Genomic DNA, 23,524 nt, shown 5'->3' with positions numbered 1-23,524 from the left:
CAATTTGAAGCCGTAATAATAAGAATATGCAAAAATATAGCTCATTAAATACGAAATAAATAATGCCGTCCCATTAAAAATCTAGGCGGGGGAAAACCATTATTTTTTGATTTCTATAACATTTATTTAGGGTGATATAAAATAAAATGTTAAATTTAACCTATTGAATATGAGACAATTACTCACTGTTGTTTTAATAAATATCGAAAATTTTGAAACTCAGTAGATTTCAAATTTTTCATATTCTCAATTTTATCCCATTTCAATTTTAATTAAAACCTATCCGTATAAATTGAATACTTCCCTCGGAGTAAATTAATTGCCTTAGAAGGTAACTGCCTGCGTAACTGCCAGGATGATTTGCACCCCCTCTTTTCATAATTATTTTTTCACGCGATAAAAAAATTTGACTGCCCTATCTGCTTTTGAAGGTTAGCCAGGCATATGGTGCCAACCTTTAAAATTATATTATGAAAGAAATTACAATTATCTCAAAATGCCTTTTTAATTCTATATTTAGAGAAAGGTTTTTGCCACGCAAAAATTGTTTGATAATAATCCTCTTTTTTATACCACTTATTGGATTTTCTCAAGCAGTAACAGATGCATTTGACCTTCCGGCAGAAAGAAGATGTACCTCTAACGATCTTGATGTTGTTAGTGCAAATCTGGATTTGGAAACCTGTGACTGTGAAATAGGGGAAACGGTATATGTTCCTCTAAACCTTGGAGTAATAAATAATACGAATTCATTTCGTACCAGTTATGCTTTTTGGGCAAGACTTACAATTACGCATCCAGACGATTCCGAGGATGTGTATTTCATTTCAGGATGTGATGCTGATATCCTTCCGGGTAATCAATTACCCGATCGAACAAAAATTATAAATACAGATGAATTGGATAATCCACTCACTGTTTTACAATATGATGAAGCTTCAGATTCTTATTTACCTGCAGAAGATCCAGAGGGAAATTTAATTACTAGTATACCCTATGTATGTGGAAGTACTCTTAATCTGGCAAATATCTTCCAGGCCTGGACCGATGCTTCTGACAATGCGGCAAGACAGTGTCCATTGGAATCTTCCAGAATTGCTCCAAAATGTGGAGTAGAACCTTCATTGACCGTTGGGGTAGGTTTATCGGCTGAAGAGGAAACTACAGATGTAACCTGTAATGATGAGGATGGTAGCAGTAATGATGGTTCAGTGACCCTTACATTTAGTGGGGGTAAGCCTCCATATTTTGTCAATTTTAATGGAGGAGATTTTATTGAAACCATAAGTCCGGCAGTATTCTCTAATCTTAGCGGTGATACTTATCAATGGGTAGTACGGGATTCTGAAACTCCGGTTTGTGTGAAAAACGGTTCGTCCATTGTTGGATTACCTGATCCTTTTAGTGCCGATGCTACCGGAACGAACCTCACCTGTAGTGATGAGGATGGTCCAAGCGATGATGGTACTGCGACTGCTAATCTGACCAATGGTATAGCACCGTTCAGTTATTTATGGGATGATGGCAGTGCTCAAACCACGGTAACTGCGACCGGACTGGCTGCAGGAACCTATAATGTTGTTGTAACAGATTTTACCGGCTGTAAGGCTTATGCGAGTTATGAAGTAACATCTCCTGATCCTTTTAGTGCCGATGCTACCGGAACGAACCTCACCTGTAATGATGAGGATGGTCCAAGCGATGATGGTACTGCGACTGCCAATCTAACCAATGGTATAGCACCGTTCAGTTATTTATGGGATGATGGCAGTGCTCAAACCACGGTAACTGCGACCGGACTGGCTGCAGGAACTTATAATGTTGTTGTAACAGATTTTACCGGCTGTAAGGCGTATGCGAGTTATGAAGTAACATCTCCTGATCCTTTTAGTGCCGATGCTACCGGAACGAACCTCACCTGTAGTGATGAGGATGGTCCAAGCGATGATGGTACTGCGACTGCTAATCTGACCAATGGTATAGCACCGTTCAGTTATTTATGGGATGATGGCAGTGCTCAAACCACGGTAACTGCGACCGGACTGGCTGCAGGAACCTATAATGTTGTTGTAACAGATTTTACCGGCTGTAAGGCGTATGCGAGTTATGAAGTAACATCTCCTGATCCTTTTAGTGCCGATGCTACCGGAACGAACCTCACCTGTAATGATGAGGATGGTCCAAGCGATGATGGTACTGCGACTGCTAATCTTACCAATGGTATAGCACCGTTCAGTTATTTATGGGATGATGGCAGTGCTCAAACCACGGTAACTGCGACCGGACTGGCTGCAGGAACCTATAATGTTGTTGTAACAGATTTTACCGGCTGTAAGGCGTATGCGAGTTATGAAGTAACATCTCCTGATCCTTTTAGTGCCGATGCTACCGGAACGAACCTCACCTGTAATGATGAGGATGGTCCAAGCGATGATGGTACTGCGACTGCTAATCTTACCAATGGTATAGCACCGTTCAGTTATTTATGGGATGATGGCAGTGCTCAAACCACGGTAACTGCGACCGGACTGGCTGCAGGAACTTATAATGTTGTTGTAACAGATTTTACCGGCTGTAAGTCGTATGCGAGTTATGAAGTATTACTTCCTGATGAATTAACATTGAGTTTAGATAAACAATTTGAGCCCACATGTAAAGACGCCTTTAATGGATCAATTGAAGTCAGTATTGGAGGAGGTGTAGCATCATACGATTTGGTACTTAAGAGATTTGACGTGATACACGATACAAAAGAAAATGTTGCTGCAGGTACGCATACATTTTCTGATCTTGGAGGAGGCACTTATGAGGTGGTGTTAACAGACGATAGTGGATGTATCAATTCTGAGAAATTAATTATCCTGGATGAACCTTTAGAAATTTTAGGAGATCCAACTCCTGGAGCAGAAACTTGTTTAACCAGTGATGGTACAATTAGTTTAGAAGTATCTGGTGGAACACTACCATATACATATGCATGGGAAATGCTTGAAGATGTGAATTTCTCAAGTACAGACCAGAATCTTAGTAATTTGATTGCTGGTACTTATAAATGTACAATTACAGATAAAAATGGATGTATTGGAGTTGTACAAGACGTGTTGGTAGAGGCCCCAATTAATTGCTCTCATTTATTCCCGACTCAAACTGATTGTAGTGATTATTTATACTGTGATAAAGATAGTTTTGTACAGGAATATATGTGTGCTACCATTAAAAAAGTGAAAGGTATAGACCAGGTAACAAACGTGATCCCTGGAGCATTGTTCTATTACGGCGATTTTTCTGTATCTCAGGCAATGGTTAATACACCTATGATAGTTGAATTGCAACAGGAAGCTCCTGTAGGATTTAAATTCATGCTCTTTGTAAACAATTCAAATGTTAGGATATACCAGAATGGTTGTCAGGTAGCGACGATCCGCAAGGTGACAACGCGTGTGGAAAATGGTAAATATTATGTGAAAGCTGAGTTTACACCAGAAATTGCTGGAACACACGTATTTTCTGTGAAGCTTGATCCAAAATCAGTGATTGGCTCTACCGGATTTACCCGTGACGATGGTAATTTCCAAACCAATTCCTATTTAATGGGTATGATTGTAGATGGAAGTCCTTTAGGAGTGAGTTTTGGAAGCCTTGGAATGAATACAGACAGAAGGTGTTCAGATCCGGCGATATTTGATAGAGGAACTTGTAATTATCCATCAAATTCAATAGCTGATGCATTACAATCTGAAACTTTAAAAGCTTCAATATTAGTTGAAGAACCAAGTTTCAGTGTGGCACCTGTACCATTTACAGATCAGTTGAGTTTGAGATATGATTTTGAGTATACTTCCGATGTTAAGATCCAGTTTTTCGATCTTAATGGATCCTTATTGAGAACCTATGCAGATAAGCAGGTGACTCGTGGAGATGAAACATCAATAAGCATCGATTTTGCACTTAAAGCGAATCAGGTTTATATAATTAGAGTAGAAACCGACAGGGATACATTCTCGAAAACTGTGATGTCGGGTAATTAAGAAGTATTTTCGATGAAAAAAAAGGCTGGCCTTAAATAGGACAGTCTTTTTTTTTGATTTTAAGAGTGGCTGGGGGAATACCCTAGTTTTTTGATTAGAATCCTTAAAAAACGTAGTAAATATCTGATATTAAGATTTTTATAGATGATTTGTTATATATTTGAATTAACTATTATTATAGAATGTTCACCCTGAATTTTCTGATTACTAGATTCACGTACCCTACAATTTTTTAATTTCTCCCCCCACTGATGATCAATGAGTTTAACCTTCATTTCAGAATATAGCTGAATTTTAATGTTGTTGATTGCCCTTACTTGCTTATTTAAAGATTATAAAATTCGATTTTCATACTTTTTCTAAAAGTTATTCAAATCGATGTTCTTCCCCCCGGTAGACGGTTTGCCTATTTGGCAATTCCCCTGGTCACATGTGATTCAGGTTTACTACTCTACTCTTAACAGTTTACGATTAATAATTCGATAGATTTCGGAAAAGACATTGCCCAATCGATCTTCCTTTTTTCATAACCTATGCCATGGTCTAACCATTAAAACTAATTATTATGAAGAATTTTACATTGAAGTCTTTCGATTGGTTTTTTAAATCCAACAAAAGATTAATTAAAAGGCAAGCTATTTGGATAATTGCTTTGTTGTTTTTCGTTTTTAACGGTTCATTTGTTTTTGGACAGTCGGCAGATTTGGATCAAATTAGGAATGGAGGCGTTGATAATGTAACCGATCCCGGTGACTGGGTAAATGGAAATGCAGGAAAGCAAACTTCTCATTATGCTGAGGGGATGTCAATTCCCTATAGGGTAATTATGGAAGATATGGTTGCTGGTCAAACCGTAGAATTAACATTAGAATATGATGTTAAGCATAGTGGGAAACATGCTTTAGATTATTTAACTAGTTACGATAGACTCCAACCTCACGAATTGGCATTTGGACATCCCGATCAGGAAGAGATTGATCCAACAATAGGAATTACAGGTTTTTCTGAGCCGCCTGACGATACTTATCCTATTCCAACTCCGCCGTCTGTTGGTTCTCCCGTTTCTGGGCAACCAGGGGATAGTTTTGAGTTAATTAGTGATGCGGGAGATGCAGAAATGTCTATATGGAATGCTACTTTAACAGATGTTTCCTATGGACCTGCAGCAGCAGGAAATTTAAGCCTGAATAAAGTTGAACAGCAAATTACTGTTTCGTTTACGGTAACCAATTCTGGTACTGTTATTCTCGCATGGGGAGGTCATATAGCTAGTAGAATAGACTGGGGAGAATTTGGAGGAGTACCTCAATCAGCAGGTGGTATTTCAGGTTCTCCATATCATATGAGATTAATTGATTGGAATTTAAATAATCTTGGTAATCAAGATAGGTCTTTATCAGCTGATGCTGTTGTGCCTGCTCCTCGCTGTGAACTTGCAGGACCAGATTTGATATGTGAAGGACAGCAGGATGTGATTTATACACTTACTCCTTTGGGAGCGGAAAATCCTACATATACCTGGGAAATTTTAGATAACACGGCTGGAGCTTCCTTTGTTGATCCTCCTCCAGGGGATTTAAGTACTCAGGCCGAGATAATTACTACTTCTAATGGTAGTTATACTGTACGGGTAACAATAACTTCTGCTTTTGGTACTAATATATGCCAAGTGGTTGTTGCTGTAGATAAAGCTCCAGATGCTGGAGATGATGATGATGTAAGCTTTTGTGTAACAACATCGGGTCTTGATATGTATGACCTTAGTGGTCTTCTGTCTGGGGATGCGAATACTGGCGGGACCTTCTCGGTAACCGGCGGTGCGGACATCGTTGGATCTGTTGTGGATGTTAGCGCAGTTGGCGATTATAGCTTCACCTATACCCTTGCTGCCAATGGGGACTGCGACGGCGACACTGCGGTGTTCACCATCGAGGTCTTTGAACAGCCTGATGCTGGAGATGATGATGATGTAAGCTTTTGTGTAACAACATCGGGTCTTGATATGTATGACCTTAGTGGTCTTCTGTCTGGGGATGCGAATACTGGCGGGACCTTCTCGGTAACCGGCGGTGCGGACATCATTGGATCTGTTGTGGATGTTAGCGCAGTTGGCGATTATAGCTTCACCTATACCCTTGCTGCCAATGGGGACTGCGACGGCGACACTGCGGTGTTCACCATCGAGGTCTTTGAACAGCCTGATGCTGGAGATGATGATGATGTAAGCTTTTGTGTAACAACATCGGGTCTTGATATGTATGACCTTAGTGGTCTTCTGTCTGGGGATGCGAATACTGGCGGGACCTTTTCGGTAACCGGCGGTGCGGACATCATTGGATCTGTTGTGGATGTTAGCGCAGTTGGCGATTATAGCTTCACCTATACCCTTGCTGCCAATGGGGACTGCGACGGCGACACTGCGGTGTTCACCATCGAGGTCTTTGAACAGCCTGATGCTGGAGATGATGATGATGTAAGCTTTTGTGTAACAACATCGGGTCTTGATATGTATGACCTTAGTGGTCTTCTGTCTGGGGATGCGAATACTGGCGGGACCTTCTCGGTAACCGGCGGTGCGGACATCATTGGATCTGTTGTGGATGTTAGCGCAGTTGGCGATTATAGCTTCACCTATACCCTTGCTGCCAATGGGGACTGCGACGGCGACACTGCGGTGTTCACCATCGAGGTCTTTGAACAGCCTGATGCTGGAGATGATGATGATGTAAGCTTTTGTGTAACAACATCGGGTCTTGATATGTATGACCTTAGTGGTCTTCTGTCTGGGGATGCGAATACTGGCGGGACCTTCTCGGTAACCGGCGGTGCGGACATCGTTGGATCTGTTGTGGATGTTAGCGCAGTTGGCGATTATAGCTTCACCTATACCCTTGCTGCCAATGGGGACTGCGACGGCGACACTGCGGTGTTCACCATCGAGGTCTTTGAACAGCCTGATGCTGGAGATGATGATGATGTAAGCTTTTGTGTAACAACATCGGGTCTTGATATGTATGACCTTAGTGGTCTTCTGTCTGGGGATGCGAATACTGGCGGGACCTTCTCGGTAACCGGCGGTGCGGACATCATTGGATCTGTTGTGGATGTTAGCGCAGTTGGCGATTATAGTTTCACCTATACCCTTGCTGCCAATGGGGACTGCGACGGCGACACTGCGGTGTTCACCATCGAGATCTTTGAACAGCCTGATGCTGGAGATGATGATGATGTAAGCTTTTGTGTAACAACATCGGGTCTTGATATGTATGACCTTAGTGGTCTTCTGTCTGGGGATGCGAATACTGGCGGGACCTTCTCGGTAACCGGCGGTGCGGACATCATTGGATCTGTTGTGGATGTTAGCGCAGTTGGCGATTATAGCTTCACCTATACCCTTGCTGCCAATGGGGACTGCGACGGCGACACTGCGGTGTTCACTATCGAGGTCTTTGAACAGCCTGATGCTGGAGATAACGGAGATGATAAATTCTGCTTCGGAGATTTATCTAAAAGTTCTGTTAATTTGATAGACGTTTTGGAAGGAAGTCCGGATAACGGCGGGTCTTGGATAGAAACTAGTATTGTTAGTTCTGGATTAACCATTGGAAATGGGATTAATTTAGATTTCACAGAAGTGGTTTCTGGAGTCTATACATTTAAGTATACAGTAAATCCTATTGGTGAGAATTCTAATTGTGAACCAGATTTTGCAATTGTGACAATTACCATTGATGTTGTGCCTTTAGTACCAGAAATTCAAATAAAACAGGCAGATTGTTTTGTTGATACCGGTTCAATTACGATCACCTCTTCGATGGATGGTTTAACTTTCTTGCTTGTAAGAATTGATGGCGATGCTTTATTGGTTATTGAAAATTATGAAAATTTAGAAGAAGGAGATTACGAGCTAACTGCGGAAAATGAAGCTGGATGTATTTCTGATGTGAGAGAATTTTCTATTGAAGGGCCAAGAGATACACCAATTACACCAATAGTTGATAAAATTGATCCTGATTGCGAAACTTTACAGGGAACTATAATAGTTACTTCAAGAACCATAGGGTTAAGGTTTGCGATTCTATTAACTTCAGAAGTTCCTAGTGAGATAGCTTCTATACCAGATTCAGAGTTTATGACATATACTGAAGGTGGATTTGAAGGATATGCGCCAGGTGACTATACTGTAGTTGCTAAAAGTAATGACGGGTGTTTATCAGGTCTAACTGCCGTAAGTCTTATTGAGCCGATTTGTGAGGAATTCGAAGGTTGTACTTTAGGGTACTGGAAAAACCATACCGATAGATGGGGTTGTTATTCAACATGTACACTTTATTCTGCCGTATTTGGAATTGGAGAGGATCATTATGTACCAGAGGAATTACAAGGAAAAACCTTATTACAAGTGTTGAATCTTGGCGGTGGCGGAGTTTACAATATGGGTCGCCAGTCTGTAGCAGCATTACTTAATATTTGTCATGGTGATGTTAATTATGAAATTCTAACAGAAGCTGAGTTAGTACTGTATGTACAGGATAGCTTTGACAACGCAGGTGCTGCTGGAAGTTATTTGGATGAACTGAATAATGCCGGTTGTACCCTTGGAGGTTCAAGAGCTACAACAGCTCCTTCAGAAGGATGCGATGTGCCTGAAGATAGCAAACCAGGTAAAGGTAAACCAGCTAAGAACAATAGAATTTCCGAAACTGGTAACTTTAAAGCATCCCCTGTACCATTCAATGAGAGGTTGACAATTCAGTATGATTTTGAATACACTTCAAGCAAAATTGAGATACAGGTTTATGACCTAACTGGTAGACTTCTTAGAACTTATAAGGACAAAAAAGTGACCAAGGGAGATACCAAGGAACTGGATATTGATTTCGCACTCAAAGCAAATCAAGTGTATATAGTGAGGATGATAACAGATAGAGAAGTAATCTCGAAAAATATAATATCGTCTACTAAAAAGTAAATTGAAGATTAACTAAAAAAAAAGAGCAGCCAACTGGCTGCTCTTTTATTTTATATAAAATTCAAAAAATTAATCTTTAAGAATACTTCTTGAAATTACAATTTTCTGAATCTCTGAAGTTCCTTCGTAGATTTGTGTGATCTTTGCATCGCGCATTAATCGCTCTACGTGGTATTCTTTTACGAATCCATTTCCTCCATGAACCTGTACCGCTTCCACAGTCACATCCATCGCAGTTTTAGAAGCGTAAAGTTTAGCCATTGCTCCTGAAAGATCATAATTCTGTCCCTGATCTTTATCCCAGGCAGCTTTCATGACCATATGTCTTGAAGCTTCAATAGTAGTATGCATATCTGCAAGTTTAAATGCGATCGCCTGGTGGTTGCAAATTTCAGTTCCAAAAGCTTTACGCTGTTTAGAATAATCTTTGGCCAATTCATAAGCCCCTGCAGCAATTCCTAATGCTTGCGCAGCGATCCCAATTCTTCCACCTGAAAGGGTCTTCATGGCAAATTTGAATCCGAAACCATCTTCACCAATTCTATTTTCTTTAGGTACTTTTACGTCGTTGAAATTTAAAGAATGGGTATCACTACCTCTAATCCCTAATTTTTGCTCTTTTGGACCTATTTCAAAGCCTTCGGAATCTTTTTCAACGATAAAAGCATTAATTCCCTTATGCTTTTTCTCCTTGTCAGTTTGAGCGATCACTAAATAATAATCAGCTGTACTCCCATTGGTGATCCAGTTCTTCGTTCCATTTATAATGTAGTGGTCACCTTTGTCTATCGCTGTGGTTCTTTGCGACGTAGCATCACTTCCGGCTTCAGGTTCAGAAAGACAAAAAGCGCCCAGTTTTTCACCAGTAGTTAGCTTAGAAAGGTATTTTTTCTTTTGCTCTTCATTACCAAAAGAATCAAGCCCCCAACATACAAGAGAGTTATTTACAGATATCATCACTGATGCAGATGCGTCTATCTTAGAAATTTCTTCCATCGCCAACACATAAGAAATGGTATCCATACCACCCCCGCCATATTCCGGAGAAGCCATCATTCCAAGAAACCCAAGATCTCCCATTTTCTTCACAAGTTCTCTGGGGAATTCCTGCTTTTCATCTCTCTCGATAACACCCGGTAATAATTCTGTCTTTGCAAAATCACGAGCGGCATCGCGTATCATTAAATGCTCTTCGGTAAGTTTAAAATCCATATTGAAATATTTGTAAAAAACTGATTTTTGGAGGGCAAAGATAGCTTTTTGATACCTATTTTTCAATTGATATTGAGTATTTTTACGAATATGGAAAAAACTGAATACAGATTGATCGGTGTTATGTCTGGAACTTCCCTTGACGGGGTTGATCTGGTTTTCACAACTATCAATTTTCAAAGTGAACCTGAATTTTCTATAATCGCTGCTGAAACTTTTCCGTATTCAAATGAGTGGCGAAATAAATTGTCAACAGCTATTACCTTAGATCCACCGGAGCTTAATAAACTGGATGAAGAGTACACCGTATATCTGGCACAAGTAATTAGGCGTTTTATTCAGAAATATGAGATAGACCTTTTAGATGCGATTTGTAGTCACGGCCATACCGTTAAACACAGGCCAAAACAAGGAATTACCTTTCAGATTGGGAATATACCAAATCTGGCAAAATTGATAGATGCACCCGTGGTATGTGATTTTAGGGTTCAGGATGTAGAGCTTGGTGGGCAGGGGGCCCCTTTAGTTCCTATTGGAGATCGTTTGCTATTTAACGAATATAAATACTGTATCAATCTGGGCGGTTTTGCAAATGTATCCATGGAGAAGGATTCTCAAAGAATAGCTTATGATATTTGTGCCGTAAATACAGTCCTTAATCATTTCATGCGAAAATTGGATAAAGAATATGATGAGGATGGTAAACTGGCAAGAACTGGAGATTTAGATAAGGACTTACTGGATAAACTCAATGCTTTACAATATTTTAAAAAAACACCACCAAAATCTTTGGGGATTGAATGGGTGAATTCTGAAATAATTCCTCTATTGGAAAAGAATCAAAAAGATATTCCTGCGATTTTGAAAACTTTTTCTATTCATGCTGCTACTCAAATAGCCAATTCGCTGGATGATGATCCAGAATCAAAAGTATTGCTAACAGGTGGTGGAACATTCAATAAATTTCTTATTGAAGAAATTAAATCCAGATCTTCCTGTGATTTTGTGATACCAGATAAACAATTGATAGATTTTAAAGAGGCATTAATATTTGCGCTCTTGGGGGTTCTAAAACTGAGAGGTGAAATAAACGTTTTGAGTTCTGTTACCGGTTCTAAAATGGATCATTCTTCGGGACGTGTTTATGAACCCTGAAAATTTTGCCAATTTCGGAATTGCGCCTGCTTAGTTTTTTATATTTGTCTCAAAATATTTCAAAAATGAAAGAATTACTCAAAGTATACGAGAATAAAGAGCCTGAAATAGTATTTAACTGGAAAGATTCTGAAACTGAAGCCGAAGGCTGGACAGTTATCAACTCCCTTCGTGGGGGAGCTGCCGGTGGTGGAACGAGAATGAGAAAGGGATTAGACCAAAACGAAGTTCTTTCATTGGCTAAAACTATGGAAGTGAAATTTACAGTTTCGGGACCTCCGATAGGCGGCGCAAAATCTGGAATTAATTTCGATCCAACCGATCCTCGTAAAAAAGGAGTTCTAGAACGTTGGTATAAAGCCGTATCTCCACTTCTTAAAAGTTATTATGGTACTGGTGGTGATTTAAATGTTGATGAAATAAATGAGGTAATCCCAATCACAGAGAACTGTGGTGTTTGGCATCCGCAGGAAGGTGTTTTTAGCGGGCATTTTCAACCAACCGAATCTGACAAGATCAATAGAATTGGTCAGTTAAGGCAGGGTGTAATTAAAGTACTGGAAAACACCAATTTTTCGCCAGATATCAGCAGAAAATATACCGTAGCAGATATGATTACCGGTTATGGAGTAGCTGAGGCAGTTCATCACTATTATAGTATTTATGGAGGTGATATTAAAGGAAAAAAAGCCATCGTTCAGGGATTTGGAAATGTTGGTTCATCAGCAGCCTATTATCTTTCTCAAATGGGAGCGAAGGTTGTTGGAATTATAGATCGTGCCGGAGGACTTATTAATGAAGAGGGTTTCAGTTTTGAAGAGATCAAACAAATGTTTTTGAATAAGGATGGAAATGCTCTGAGAAATGAGAATTTAATGCCTTTTGAAGAGATCAATGAAAAAGTTTGGAAGCTTGATGCGGAGATTTTTGCACCATGTGCAGCTTCAAGATTAATTTCAAAAGATCAGATCACCAATCTTATAGATCGTAAACTGGAAGTTATTTCTTGTGGAGCCAATGTTCCATTTGCAGATAAAGAAATTTTCTTTGGACCAATTATGGAATATACCGATGAAAAAGTAAGTCTTATTCCAGACTTTATTTCAAATTGTGGGATGGCTCGTGTCTTTGCATATTTTATGGAGAGAAGAGTTCAGATGACAGATGAAGCCATTTTTAATGATACTTCTATGATCATTAAGAATGCTATTCAGAATACTTTTGATAATAATAGCAGTAAGACCAATATTAGTAAAACGGCTTTTGAAGTAGCTCTTAAACAGCTTGTTTAAAAGTTTTTATAAACATTTTGAAGGTTCAGATAAATCTGCCCGGTTGTTTATTTAAATTTGGTTTACAATTAAAATCATATTAGCACGTTACAATACAAAACCCAATTATACATATGCTTAACTTTTTTCAGCAGGACGAGGTGGCTGAAGCTGCACAGGCAGCAGAACCGGTCGTAGAAGAGAAGACTTTATCGTTATTCGATCTAATGTTTAGCGGCGGTCTTGGTGGCCAGATCATCATTATTATTCTCTTTGTTCTATTATTCGCAGCGGTATACATCTATTTTGAAAGACTTTTTGCAATCAAAGCAGCAAGTCGGGTGGATAAGAACTTTATGCATCAAATTAAAGATAGTGTTCAGGGGGGTAATATTGAATCTGCAAAGATTAGATGTGCCCAGAGCGAATCCCCTGTTGCCAGGCTAACTGAAAAAGGGATATCCAGAATTGGAAGTCCGTTGGAAGATATTAATACCGCAATCGAGAATGCAGGTAGGCTAGAGGTCTATAAACTGGAAAAGAATGTGAGTATTCTGGCAACTATTGCCGGAGCAGCGCCCATGATTGGTTTCCTTGGAACTGTAATTGGTATGGTGCTTGCTTTCCATGAACTGGCTACAAGCAGCGGGCAGGCGCAAATGGGAGCACTGGCAGAAGGAATTTATACTGCTATGACTACTACCGTCGCCGGTCTAATAGTGGGAATTATCGCTTATATAGGTTATAACCACCTTGTTGTAAAGACAGATAAAGTGGTTCATCAAATGGAGGCTACTGCGGTAGATTTCCTTGACCTTTTAAACGAACCTGCTTAATATGAATTTAAGAGGAAGAAATAAAATAAGTCCGGAGTTTAGCATGAGCTCGATGACAGATGTAGTTTTTCTACTGCTCATCTTTTTTATGCTAACCTCACCGGTAATCACTCCAGAGGCATTGGATCTAATCCTTCCGAAGGCAAAAGGTAAAACTACCAATAAGCAAACACTTTCGGTAAGTATTACTAAAGATCTTCAGGTGTATATCAACAGTGAAAGAATTAGTAATAGTGCCCTGGAATCAACGCTGAAAAGTAAATTGGCCGGGGAAGAGAATCCAACGATTATCCTGAGAGCTGAAGAAGGAGTACCTATTGAAAAGGCGGTAAACGTAATGGATATTGCTAATAGAAATAGTTATAAGATAGTTTTAGCGGTAAAACCTGAATAGAATGTCAATGCTGGAAACAAAACATGAGAAGAAATCACTGACCATTACAGTAGCAATACATGTAGTGCTTATTCTTCTTTTGATTTTTTTCGGTCTAACCTATTTAGATCCACCACCAGAAAGTGGGATTGCTATAAACTTTGGGACTTCTGAAGTTGGTTCAGGAAATGAGCAGCCTAAAGAACCTGTAAAATCTGCACCAAAACAATCAACAGCACAGCCGGTAAAATCTGAACCAGTGATCGAGAAAGAGGTGGTTACTCAGGATATTGAGGAAGCCCCGGTGATCGAAAAGAAAAAGAAGAAACCAACTCCCGTTGAAACAAAACAACCTGAACCTCCTAAAGAAGACCCTAAGCCAGTAAAGAAACCGGAACCAAAACCAGATAAATCTACGAACGATGCTCTAAGTAGTATTCTAAATGGACCAGAAAGGTCTGGTACTGCAAACGGTGGAGAGGGAAATGATAATGTGGCCGGAGATAAAGGAAGTCCGGATGGAGATCCAAATGCAAGTTCTTATTATGGGCAGGGATCAGGTCTGGATGGAGATGGTAATTATAGGCTGGGAGGAAGAAAGGCGCTGAATAAGGAGAAATTTGTTCAGGATTGCAACGAATCTGGAATTGTGGTAGTGAAAATAGTGGTAGATCAGTCAGGTAGGGTTGTAAGCGCACAGCCAGGAATGAAAGGAACTACAAATAGCGCTTCGTGTTTAACAGGACCTGCAAAAAGAGCCGCCCTCGCAACAAGATTTAATAGCGATTCTAACGCACCATCTCAGCAGGTAGGAACAATCATCTACAATTTTAAACTTACCGAGTAAGTGAAAGCTTATAAAGAAACTGTTGACTGGATGTTTCAGCAGTTACCAATGTACCAGCGAGTAGGAAAGACAGCTTTTAAAAAAGATCTTTCCAATACTTTGGAATTAGCTGAACATTTGGATCATCCCGAAAATAAATTTAAAAGTATTCATGTTGCCGGGACCAATGGGAAAGGCTCTGTGAGTCATATGCTGGCTTCAATTTTTCAGTCGGCCGGTTATAAAACCGGCTTGTATACTTCACCACATCTAAAAGATTTTAGAGAGCGTATTAGGATTAATGGAAAGTTAATTTCAGAAGGAGATGTTGTTCCGTTTATTGAAGAAAATCAAAATTTTCTAGAACAAAATAAGCTTAGTTTTTTTGAAATGAGCGTGGGAATGGCCTTCGATTATTTTGCAAAACAGGAAGTTGACATTGCCATTATTGAGACCGGAATGGGGGGCAGGCTTGATTCTACTAATATTATCATTCCTGAACTTTCAATAATTACCAATATAGGCTTGGATCATACTGCTTTCCTTGGAGAGAATTTATCTGAAATCGCTGGAGAGAAAGCCGGGATCATTAAAGCTAATATTCCGGTGGTGATAGGTGAAAGGCAAACAGAAACTGAAGCTGTTTTTAAAAATGTTTCAGAAAAATTAAATTCCAGAATATTATTTGCTGAAGATTTTAAGTTCCAACAATATTATACAGATTTAAAAGGGGATTATCAGAAAAAAAATATCAGAACTGTGCTTGCTTCAGTAGAGGTATTAAAGGGAGCCGACTGGGATATTTCAGAAGAAGCAATTATAAATGGATTAACCAGCGTAAAACTACATACGGGACTTCAGGGACGCTGGGATGTGATACGTGAGAAGCCAAAAGTAATTTGTGATACAGCGCATAATGCTGAAGGTCTCAAACTTGTAATGAATCAACTGAAAAAAGAGAAATTTCAGCAACTTCATATAGTTCTCGGTGTGGTGAATGATAAAGACCTTTCTAAAGTTTTACCATTATTTCCTGATAGTGCGAAATTTTATTTTGCACAACCTAACGTTCCCAGAGGACTTGAAGTTGATATTCTTCAAGCTGAAGCTGCTAAATACAGTTTAGAAGGAAATATATACATGTCAGTTTTGGAAGCTTTTCGAGCTGCGGAAGAAGAGGCCTTAGATGAAGATCTTATTTTTGTTGGAGGCAGCAACTTTACAGTGGCAGAAGTATTATAATTTAAAGATTACTTAGAATTAAAATTTACCTTATCTTTATAAAATACTGTAATTCAGTAAATTGAGTTATTCTTCGTTTTAGTATTTTTCCCATACCTACCTATTAGTTGACTTTTTATACTATGAATATTTATTCACTAAAAAATCAACTCACAATGAAAACTATTTCAAAACTCGTATTATTTGTATTCATGCTATGCCTATGCAGTATTGGCGTGAGTCAGGAAGAGACAGATCAACCAGAGGCGCAAGCCTATGAACCTGTTTTTATTACAATGACCATTACTCATTGGAACGATGATCCCAATACCGATTTTTCAGATTGGTTAGATACCGAAAAAAAGTTTTTCCAAAATGTTACCAGTAAAAATGAACTTATCCTTTCTTCAGGGGTTTATACCCATTATTTTACTCCAGATAATTCAGAGGTTTTGCTTGTAAATGTCTATAAAACCTGGGCAGATATTGAAAAATCTAATGAAATAAATCAAAAGCTAATAGAGGAAGCATGGCCTAATGAAGATGAAAGACAGGCATTTTTCGTTAAACAGGAAAATTATTATTCACGCGATCATAGCGATGAGATCTATCAATCCATGAACTTTATGATTCCAGAATCTGAGACAGATAAATCACGTATCTATTATATGCGTAGCAATAATCTTGCAATGGACGGTGAGGGTTCTCCAGAAAAATTCAAAGAGTATTTTGAAAAAATTACAAAGAAGAGTCAAAAACTTAAAGGTTACTACACTCACAGACATTTATGGGGCTCTAACAGCCGTGAAATGAGTGAAGTTTTTGTATTTGATAGTTTGGCAGATATTGAAGAATTTTTTGAAGAAGAGGAGGGCTTGGTTTCATCCAATTGGGAGGATGAAAAGGAGCGAAGCACTTTTATTAAAGATATGGGGAAACTTTTTACAGGTAAACATGCAGATTACGTCTATCGAAGTGTACCCGAATTAATGAAGTAAAAAACTGATGTAGAACTCTTTAGTTTATATCTTTTTTCGTGGGGTTTATTCATCAATTTTAGGCTGGAAAAAATAATTTAATTTTTTTCTTGAATTGTTTTGCGTAATTGAAAATGTAGCCTATATTTGCATCCGCAATCACGCAAGGGCGCGTAGCTCAGTTGGTTCAGAGCACTTGGTTTACACCCAAGGGGTCAGGGGTTCGAATCCCTTCGCGCCCACAGAATCTAAAAAGGTTTCCAATTATGGAAGCCTTTTTTTATTTCTATCATGATTTAAGTCTAATTGTGGATCAAGCCTAATTGTTGTGTTTATGCAAAAATATTGGTTAATCTATATAGGAAGAATTCTACATTTCTTACTCCTCTAAATTGGGACCTAAAGGCTTTTATCTTTGCATTAAATGATTCTGCTGAAGCATTTGTGCTTCTATTGATAAAAAAGTTCAAGATGGATCTATAGTTGAGTTTTATCGTGTTTGCAATTGTATTGAATGCTTTAAACCCTGTTTCTTCTATATCTTTGTACTAGTGAGCCAGTTTTGTATAAGCCGCCTCTATTGACTTTGCTTTACTAAATATATCCCATAGCCTTTGCGCAAGGGTAAATACCAGTGCGATATTGGGGTAAAGTTCAAATAGTATTTTACTTCGCCCGTATTGGTTTTCTGTCCAGTTTGAAGGTGCTTTGTAAAGGAGGTACCTATGCTAGGAAGTCCGGAGCTTTGGAGTGAAGATAATAAGCCTTGGAATTTTAATGTGAAGAGCAGTTATATATTCCAGACGGAGTTTTTATATATTTGTTTTGTGATTGGGTGATTAGCTCAGTTGGTTCAGAGCATTACCTTGACAGGGTAGGGGTCACTGGTTCGAATCCAGTATCACTCACATGAATTAGGCCTCACAATTATGTGAGGTTTTTTCGTTTTCCGGAAATTCATTAAAATTTTGACTCATGAAAAAGCTTTTAATTTACTTTGTTCTATTCTTCTATATGATTAATACTTCGCGTGCTCAAACCGTTTCTGATGAGGAGCAATTAAAAACTTTGGTTCAGAACTCTTTTGATGATATTTTATCTGAATTGGATGCGGAAAGCATCCCTGAGTATTTTACAGATGATTTCGTTCTCCTCGAAAATGGAGAAGTTTGGGACATGATGAAACTTAGGAGGATGCTGAATTCAGAAACTATGAAAGGTGTAAAGCGTATGAATGATTTTGAGTTCATTCAGATAACCATACATGGAGATGCGGCCTGGCTTGCTTATCATAACAAAGCGACTTTCAGGAAAGGGGATAAGATTGTTGGTGAAATGAATTGGTTGGAAAGTGCAACGGCTATTAAAACTAAAGATGGCTGGAGACTGGATATGCTCCACTCTACCAGGAAAACTGAAGTTAAATAGATTTTATTTCTTTATGGAATCCAAAACTCTTTCCAGGGCCATTCCTCTAGAACCTTTAATAAGGAAATAGCAATTTTGAAAATCGGTTTCTTTTAAATGTTCTTTTAGGCTCTCTATAGATTTAAATTTAAAGATAAAATTGCTACTTGTATTGGTGTTTTTGAAATTATCCCCAAGGAGATAAGTTTCTGCGAAATCACTATTTTGAACATAATTTGCAATAATTTGATGTTCTGTGACGGCGGAGCTTCCAAGCTCGAACATGTCTCCCAGAATAGCAATCTTTTGCTTATTGGTTTTAAGTTGCTTAAAATTCTCTAATGCGGCGTGCATGCTGGTAGGATTTGCATTGTATGCATCCATTATTATAGTGTTGGAAGCAGTGTTTAAAGTTTGGGAACGATTATTATCTGGGCTGTAATTTGAGAGTGCTGTTTGGATCTCTTCAAACTTCACTTTAAAATAAAGGCCTATACATAGTGCGGCAGCCATATTTTTAGCATTGTATTCGCCAGTTAGCTTGCTCTTAAAATCGGTATTATTGTAATTAAGTTGTGCATTAGCAAGTCCTGATTGATAGCTTAGTTGTACATCGGCCTCGTTACTTTCTCCAAAGCTAAAGGTGTGGTTGTAATTTTCGTGTTTCCTTTGAACTTCATCATCAATATTCAGAAAGATCAATTTATGTCTTTCCTGTAAATTTTTATAAAGTTCGGTTTTGGCTTTTACAACTCCTTCCAGACTCCCAAAACCTTCAAGATGGGCTTTTCCAAAATTAGTAATATATCCGTAATCCGGGTTAGCAATTGTGCAGAGAAACTCTATCTCTAAGGGGTGATTTGCCCCCATTTCCACGATTCCAAATTCAGTATGATCATCCATGGATAACAAGGTAAGAGGAACTCCAATATGATTGTTTAAATTGCCTTTAGTGGCAATGGTTTTAAATTTCCTTAAAAGAACAGAATGAACAAGCTCCTTTGTCGTTGTTTTTCCATTGCTTCCTGTAATTGCGAGAATAGGAATGCCCAGATATTTTCTATGAAAAATAGCTAATTTCTGAAGTGATTCCAGAACATTCTGAACTAAAATATAGTGTTCTTTATTTTTGACAAATTTTTTATCATCAACAACTACATAGCTAGCTCCCTGTTTTAAAGCTTCACCAGCAAATTCATTTCCATTGAAATTAGTGCCTTTTAGGGCAAAGAACATACTATCTTTCCTAATATTGCGGGTATCTGTATCAACGCCAGAGCAAAGCAGAAAACGTTGATGTAGTCGAGCTGTATTCATAAAATAAAGCTATAAAAAAAGCCCTAAACAAATTAGGGCTTTAAGTTTATTTTATGGTAATGGCCTTTAATTACTTCTAGCCGTTTTATTTTTATCTAATGATTTAGATCCTACTCTTGACATTGCATTTCTAAAGCCTATATAATCTGTAGCCATGCCCTGTGGGAAATAACGTCTTTGAGCCGGGTCTAACCAATAAGCTCTGTCTCTCCAGCTACCTCCTTTGTAGACTCTTACTTCATCACTTATAAGAGTAGTTCTCTTTTCTTTGTCATAACCTCTTTCGGTAATTCCACCTTCTGCACTGCTATCTGCATAAGTAAAATTATCGTAAGTTGGTGAGTTGTACATTCTCTTGGAAGGATCTTCTTCCGTTTCCTGAAAAGGTTGATAGTATCTACTTGAACTCTTGTCTCCATCACGGTAATCTCTTTGATCGCTTTCTGTGAAGTTTGTCCTCATATATGTGTCTTCCTCAGTAACAGGAACCTGAGCGATTTCACCTGGAAGGTTTCTCGCAACGAGTTTACCATTGCTCAATGTGTCATAAACAATATCGTCTGTTCCTACAATTTTTACGCTTCCGTCTTCATTAATAGCATGCTTAGTGTAGACATTACCACGGTAGTAGTTAAAATCGTTGAACTCATCATCTACGATTGGTCTGTAGACATCTGCAACCCATTCAGCTACATTTCCTGCCATATCATAAAGTCCGAAATCATTTGATTCATAAGATTTCACTTCTGCAGTAATATCTGCACCATCATCACTCCATCCGGCGATTCCGCCGTAATCACCATCACCTTGCTTAAAGTTAGCAAGCTGATCTCCCATTTTCTTTACATCACCATTTCTGGTGTATTGTCCATCCCATGGGTATTTTTTTCTACCACGATATGTGTTGTAATTTCTAATTCCGGTAAGTCCAAGAGCTGCGTATTCCCATTCAGCTTCCGTTGGAAGTCTGTATTCAGGATAAATCAAGCCACTTTCCCGACCAGGATAAATCTTTTTAATAGGATTTCCATTGTCGTCTGTATCTGCAAGTCTGTCTTGAGACTCATCTCCACCCTGACTAATTTCAGTGTTTCCTCCGTACGCTTTACTTGGAGTGTGTATGTAGGTATCTGTATTAAAAGTAGAAGATGCATCTACGTCTGTGTATCTAGCGCCTTCTTTAATGAAACCTTCTCGTTCAAGATTGCTTTCATTTACACGATCTGTTCTCCATTTGCTAAATTCAACAGCCTGTATCCAGCTCACTCCTACTACAGGATATTCTGCATAGGCAGGGTGACGAAGATAATTAGTGACCATTGTTTCATTATAACCCAGTCTGTTTCTCCAGACTAAAGTATCAGGAAGAGCTCCGTCATAAATATTCTTGTAATTTTCTTCACTAGGAGGAAAAACACGTCTTAACCAATCCAGGTATTCAAGATACATTTTGTTGGTAACCTCAGTTTCGTCCATGTAAAAGGACTGGACGTGCTGTTGAGTAGGAGTGTTGTTCCAATCATGCATAGGATCATCTGCTACCCGTCCCATTGTGTAAGTTCCTCCTTCTACAAATACCAATCCCGGAGCAGCTTCCTGCTCTTTGAAATCAGAATTGTATTGGAATCCACCTTCGTCCGAATTTATGTCCCATCCGGTAGCACGTGAGGTATTTTTGTAATTGTTCGATTTATTACAGCTTAGTAAGCTAACGCCACAAACAACAGCAATAATGGCTTTTAAAGCTACATTCAATTTCATAGTATTCCCTTCTTTATGATAGAAATTTAGGCTTTGCAATATACTAATTAACGATAAATGTACAAGATTATTTTGTTAATTCTAAAAGAGGTTGCAATCGTATAACTCTCTGATATGCTATGCGCTAAGTTCGCTATATATTTTCTTTATAATTAGGCTTTTAAGTTTTAAATCTTAAGAGTAATAGTAAACGGCAAAATAACCTAAAAATTATATTCAATTGTCATTTTTATAGTTACTTGTATATCGGTTACAATAATTTCCATTAATTTGAGTTATATTTATTAACCCCTAACCTTATCGTTATCTTGATTTTATTGAGTTTATACTGTTTGAGAAGGCTTTTTCCTTTAGACGTTCTTCCTTAACAGGAATATTACTATATATTTGTTTATCATTAACTACTATAATGAAAAAAAATACATTCTTTTTGATCGCGGCAGTTTTGTTTGCCAATCTTTCATTGTTTGCACAGGAAGGTACCAGGGATAGGGTTATTACAACGGCAGTGCCTTTTCTGAAAATTGCATCAGATGCCAGATCTGCCGGAATGGGAGAATTAGGAGTGGCTACTTCTTCAGATGTATATTCTCAACAATGGAATCCGGCGAAATATGCTTTTTATGAGCATGGTAATGGGGTGGGAGTAACTTATACTCCTTACTTAAGCAGGATCGTTAACGATATTTTTCTTGGAGGCGTTTCCTATGTTCAAAAACTAGATGATCGAAGTGCTATTGCCGGGGGCTTACGATATTTTAGTCTTGGCTCTATTGAGACCAGGGAGGTATTTGAGCAGGAACCTTTATTTGTTAATCCAAATTCTTTTACTCTGGATCTTTCTTATTCATTGAAACTAAGTGAAGATTTTTCAATGGCCGTGGCAGGGCGCTATTTAAGATCAGATCTTGATACCGGTGGAGATGAAAATTTTCCCGGTTCTACATTTGGAGTAGATGTGGCAGGATATTACCAAAGTCAGCAAATTACTTATCAGAATTTTGATGGTGTCTGGAGATTGGGTGCTAATATTTCAAATATTGGCCCTAAGATTAAATACGACGATGCTGGTCAGGAAAATTTTATCCCGACGAACCTTGGAGTAGGTGTAGGTTTTGATTTTATATTTGATGCAGATAATAAATTAGCGACCTACCTTGAATTCAATAAATTGTTAGTGCCAACCCCTCAGGATTTTGATGATGATGGAGATATTGATAGTGAGGATGATGAAGAATACAATTCTACAGGGTCTATAGAAGGAATTTTCAAGTCTTTTGGAGATGCACCTGATGGTCTTTCAGAAGAAGTTAAGGAGGTAACCGTTGCTCTTGGTGCTGAATACTGGTACCAGGAGAAATTCGCTTTAAGAGCGGGGTATTTTAATGAAAGTGAAGAGAAGGGATTTAGAAAATTCTTTTCCTTAGGTGCTGGTTTTGCTTATGAGAATATAGTTATTGATGCATCTTATTTATTTTCTACCTCTTCTGTTCCAAGTCCTTTGGAAGGAACACTTAGATTTGGCTTAAGTTTTAATTTTGGAGATAACTACAGTAATTAAAATTATTTCTTAAAACTCTCTTATTGCTACTTGAAACCTATGTAGTTTCTATTATCTTGTTTTCCCAATAAATTTATATGAAGCCACTTACCATTACTTCACGTTTAGAAGTTTATGAATCTATAGAAGAAATTCCTGAGGATGTTCAGGATTTAATGCAAGAAGCGATTGAGGTTAGAGATAATGCTTATGCGCCATACTCCAACTTTAAAGTAGGAGCTGCAATTCTTTTGGAGAATGAGGAGGTGGTTGTTGGGAGCAATCAGGAAAATGCTTCTTATCCATCCGGTCTATGTGCAGAAAGAACAGCCGTCTATGCTGCCGGAGCTAAATATCCCAATACCAGAATTTTAAAGATTGCTGTTACTGCAAAATCATTGAGACATAAAGTGATATCTCCTGTACCTCCTTGTGGTGCCTGTAGGCAGGCACTAATTGAATACGAAGTAAAACAGGAAGAAGCTATAGAGCTTTATTTTATGGGTGAAACCGGAAAAGTTGTAAAAGCTGAATCTATTAAAGATATACTACCATTAGTTTTTGATAATTCCTGTCTATAAGGTTTTCGTGATTTTTTGCGATAAAACTGTTTTCGTTTCTTATCGAA

Annotated in this window: 16 protein-coding genes and 2 tRNA genes; 14 read left to right on the top strand and 4 right to left on the bottom strand. The window is 38.4% G+C overall.

What is annotated here, in order from left to right; translation table 11 throughout:
* Positions 1–548: 548 nt before the first annotated feature.
* The gene (locus GFO_RS13715) at positions 549–4,028 is read left to right on the top strand and encodes a hypothetical protein (protein ID WP_158308630.1); all 3,480 of its coding nucleotides are present in this window, start codon (positions 549–551) and stop codon (positions 4,026–4,028) included.
* Positions 4,029–4,593: 565 nt separating this feature from the next.
* Positions 4,594–9,000, top strand: a complete 4,407-nt coding sequence (locus tag GFO_RS13710) for a T9SS type A sorting domain-containing protein (protein WP_011710759.1) — start codon at positions 4,594–4,596, stop codon at positions 8,998–9,000.
* A 69-nt stretch (positions 9,001–9,069) separates the two neighbouring features.
* On the opposite strand, the gene GFO_RS13705 is transcribed toward GFO_RS13710, so the two are convergent.
* A complete protein-coding gene (locus GFO_RS13705; protein WP_011710758.1) occupies positions 9,070–10,212 on the bottom strand; it encodes an acyl-CoA dehydrogenase in 1,143 nt (380 codons plus the stop codon).
* Between the two features lie 90 nt (positions 10,213–10,302).
* Between GFO_RS13705 and GFO_RS13700 the strand changes: the two genes are divergently transcribed.
* The 8 genes from GFO_RS13700 to GFO_RS13665 all read left to right on the top strand — a co-directional run bounded on the left by GFO_RS13700 (position 10,303) and on the right by GFO_RS13665 (position 17,113).
* Positions 10,303–11,367 (top strand): anhydro-N-acetylmuramic acid kinase, encoded by a 1,065-nt coding sequence (locus tag GFO_RS13700; RefSeq protein WP_041250394.1) that lies wholly within the window; start codon positions 10,303–10,305, stop codon positions 11,365–11,367.
* 65 nt (positions 11,368–11,432) lie between these two features.
* Positions 11,433–12,659, top strand: a complete 1,227-nt coding sequence (locus GFO_RS13695) for a Glu/Leu/Phe/Val dehydrogenase dimerization domain-containing protein (RefSeq protein ID WP_011710756.1) — start codon at positions 11,433–11,435, stop codon at positions 12,657–12,659.
* 113 nt (positions 12,660–12,772) lie between these two features.
* On the top strand, positions 12,773–13,474 hold the full coding sequence (locus GFO_RS13690) for a MotA/TolQ/ExbB proton channel family protein (RefSeq protein ID WP_011710755.1): 702 nt from the start codon (positions 12,773–12,775) through the stop codon (positions 13,472–13,474).
* Between the two features lies 1 nt (position 13,475).
* Positions 13,476–13,868, top strand: a complete 393-nt coding sequence (locus tag GFO_RS13685; RefSeq protein ID WP_011710754.1) for an ExbD/TolR family protein — start codon at positions 13,476–13,478, stop codon at positions 13,866–13,868.
* 1 nt (position 13,869) lies between these two features.
* Positions 13,870–14,694 (top strand): hypothetical protein, encoded by an 825-nt coding sequence (locus tag GFO_RS13680; RefSeq protein WP_011710753.1) that lies wholly within the window; start codon positions 13,870–13,872, stop codon positions 14,692–14,694.
* Positions 14,695–15,915: a bifunctional folylpolyglutamate synthase/dihydrofolate synthase gene (locus GFO_RS13675; protein WP_011710752.1), complete on the top strand. Its 1,221-nt coding sequence runs from the start codon at positions 14,695–14,697 to the stop codon at positions 15,913–15,915.
* A 155-nt stretch (positions 15,916–16,070) separates the two neighbouring features.
* Complete coding sequence (locus GFO_RS13670; protein ID WP_148264628.1) at positions 16,071–16,892, top strand: hypothetical protein; 822 nt, start codon at positions 16,071–16,073, stop codon at positions 16,890–16,892.
* 146 nt (positions 16,893–17,038) lie between these two features.
* A tRNA-Val gene (locus tag GFO_RS13665) sits at positions 17,039–17,113 on the top strand.
* Positions 17,114–17,203: 90 nt separating this feature from the next.
* Here GFO_RS13665 and GFO_RS18090 read toward each other — a convergent pair.
* The gene (locus tag GFO_RS18090) at positions 17,204–17,410 is read right to left on the bottom strand and encodes a transposase (RefSeq protein ID WP_148264692.1); all 207 of its coding nucleotides are present in this window, start codon (positions 17,408–17,410) and stop codon (positions 17,204–17,206) included.
* Positions 17,411–17,704: 294 nt separating this feature from the next.
* Between GFO_RS18090 and GFO_RS13660 the strand changes: the two genes are divergently transcribed.
* Positions 17,705–17,779: transfer RNA gene (locus tag GFO_RS13660), tRNA-Val, on the top strand.
* Between the two features lie 67 nt (positions 17,780–17,846).
* The gene (locus tag GFO_RS13655; protein WP_011710749.1) at positions 17,847–18,299 is read left to right on the top strand and encodes a DUF4440 domain-containing protein; all 453 of its coding nucleotides are present in this window, start codon (positions 17,847–17,849) and stop codon (positions 18,297–18,299) included.
* Between the two features lie 3 nt (positions 18,300–18,302).
* Here the strand turns inward: GFO_RS13655 and GFO_RS13650 are convergent, their stop codons facing one another.
* Positions 18,303–19,595, bottom strand: coding sequence for a UDP-N-acetylmuramoyl-tripeptide--D-alanyl-D-alanine ligase (locus tag GFO_RS13650; protein ID WP_011710748.1), 1,293 nt, complete (start codon positions 19,593–19,595; stop codon positions 18,303–18,305).
* A 66-nt stretch (positions 19,596–19,661) separates the two neighbouring features.
* Positions 19,662–21,356, bottom strand: coding sequence for a gliding motility lipoprotein GldJ (gene gldJ / locus GFO_RS13645; protein ID WP_011710747.1), 1,695 nt, complete (start codon positions 21,354–21,356; stop codon positions 19,662–19,664).
* Between the two features lie 409 nt (positions 21,357–21,765).
* Between gldJ and porV the strand changes: the two genes are divergently transcribed.
* On the top strand, positions 21,766–22,917 hold the full coding sequence (gene porV / locus GFO_RS13640) for a type IX secretion system outer membrane channel protein PorV (RefSeq protein WP_011710746.1): 1,152 nt from the start codon (positions 21,766–21,768) through the stop codon (positions 22,915–22,917).
* 77 nt (positions 22,918–22,994) lie between these two features.
* Positions 22,995–23,477: a cytidine deaminase gene (gene cdd / locus GFO_RS13635; protein WP_011710745.1), complete on the top strand. Its 483-nt coding sequence runs from the start codon at positions 22,995–22,997 to the stop codon at positions 23,475–23,477.
* The last annotated feature ends 47 nt before the right edge of the window (positions 23,478–23,524 follow it).

This window comes from Christiangramia forsetii KT0803 (genome assembly GCF_000060345.1).
GTDB lineage: Bacteria > Bacteroidota > Bacteroidia > Flavobacteriales > Flavobacteriaceae > Christiangramia > Christiangramia forsetii.
This window is presented reverse-complemented; position numbering and strand designations above follow the sequence as displayed.

Coding starts and splice junctions, on each gene's coding strand:
- GFO_RS13710 (WP_011710759.1), top strand. CDS start 4,594: ATGAAGAATTTTACATTGAAGTCTTTCGATTGGTTTTTTAAATCCAAC.
- GFO_RS13705 (WP_011710758.1), bottom strand. CDS start 10,212: ATGGATTTTAAACTTACCGAAGAGCATTTAATGATACGCGATGCCGCT.
- GFO_RS13700 (WP_041250394.1), top strand. CDS start 10,303: ATGGAAAAAACTGAATACAGATTGATCGGTGTTATGTCTGGAACTTCC.
- GFO_RS13695 (WP_011710756.1), top strand. CDS start 11,433: ATGAAAGAATTACTCAAAGTATACGAGAATAAAGAGCCTGAAATAGTA.
- GFO_RS13690 (WP_011710755.1), top strand. CDS start 12,773: ATGCTTAACTTTTTTCAGCAGGACGAGGTGGCTGAAGCTGCACAGGCA.
- GFO_RS13685 (WP_011710754.1), top strand. CDS start 13,476: ATGAATTTAAGAGGAAGAAATAAAATAAGTCCGGAGTTTAGCATGAGC.
- GFO_RS13680 (WP_011710753.1), top strand. CDS start 13,870: ATGTCAATGCTGGAAACAAAACATGAGAAGAAATCACTGACCATTACA.
- GFO_RS13670 (WP_148264628.1), top strand. CDS start 16,071: ATGAAAACTATTTCAAAACTCGTATTATTTGTATTCATGCTATGCCTA.
- GFO_RS13655 (WP_011710749.1), top strand. CDS start 17,847: ATGAAAAAGCTTTTAATTTACTTTGTTCTATTCTTCTATATGATTAAT.
- GFO_RS13650 (WP_011710748.1), bottom strand. CDS start 19,595: ATGAATACAGCTCGACTACATCAACGTTTTCTGCTTTGCTCTGGCGTT.
- gldJ (WP_011710747.1), bottom strand. CDS start 21,356: ATGAAATTGAATGTAGCTTTAAAAGCCATTATTGCTGTTGTTTGTGGC.
- porV (WP_011710746.1), top strand. CDS start 21,766: ATGAAAAAAAATACATTCTTTTTGATCGCGGCAGTTTTGTTTGCCAAT.
- cdd (WP_011710745.1), top strand. CDS start 22,995: ATGAAGCCACTTACCATTACTTCACGTTTAGAAGTTTATGAATCTATA.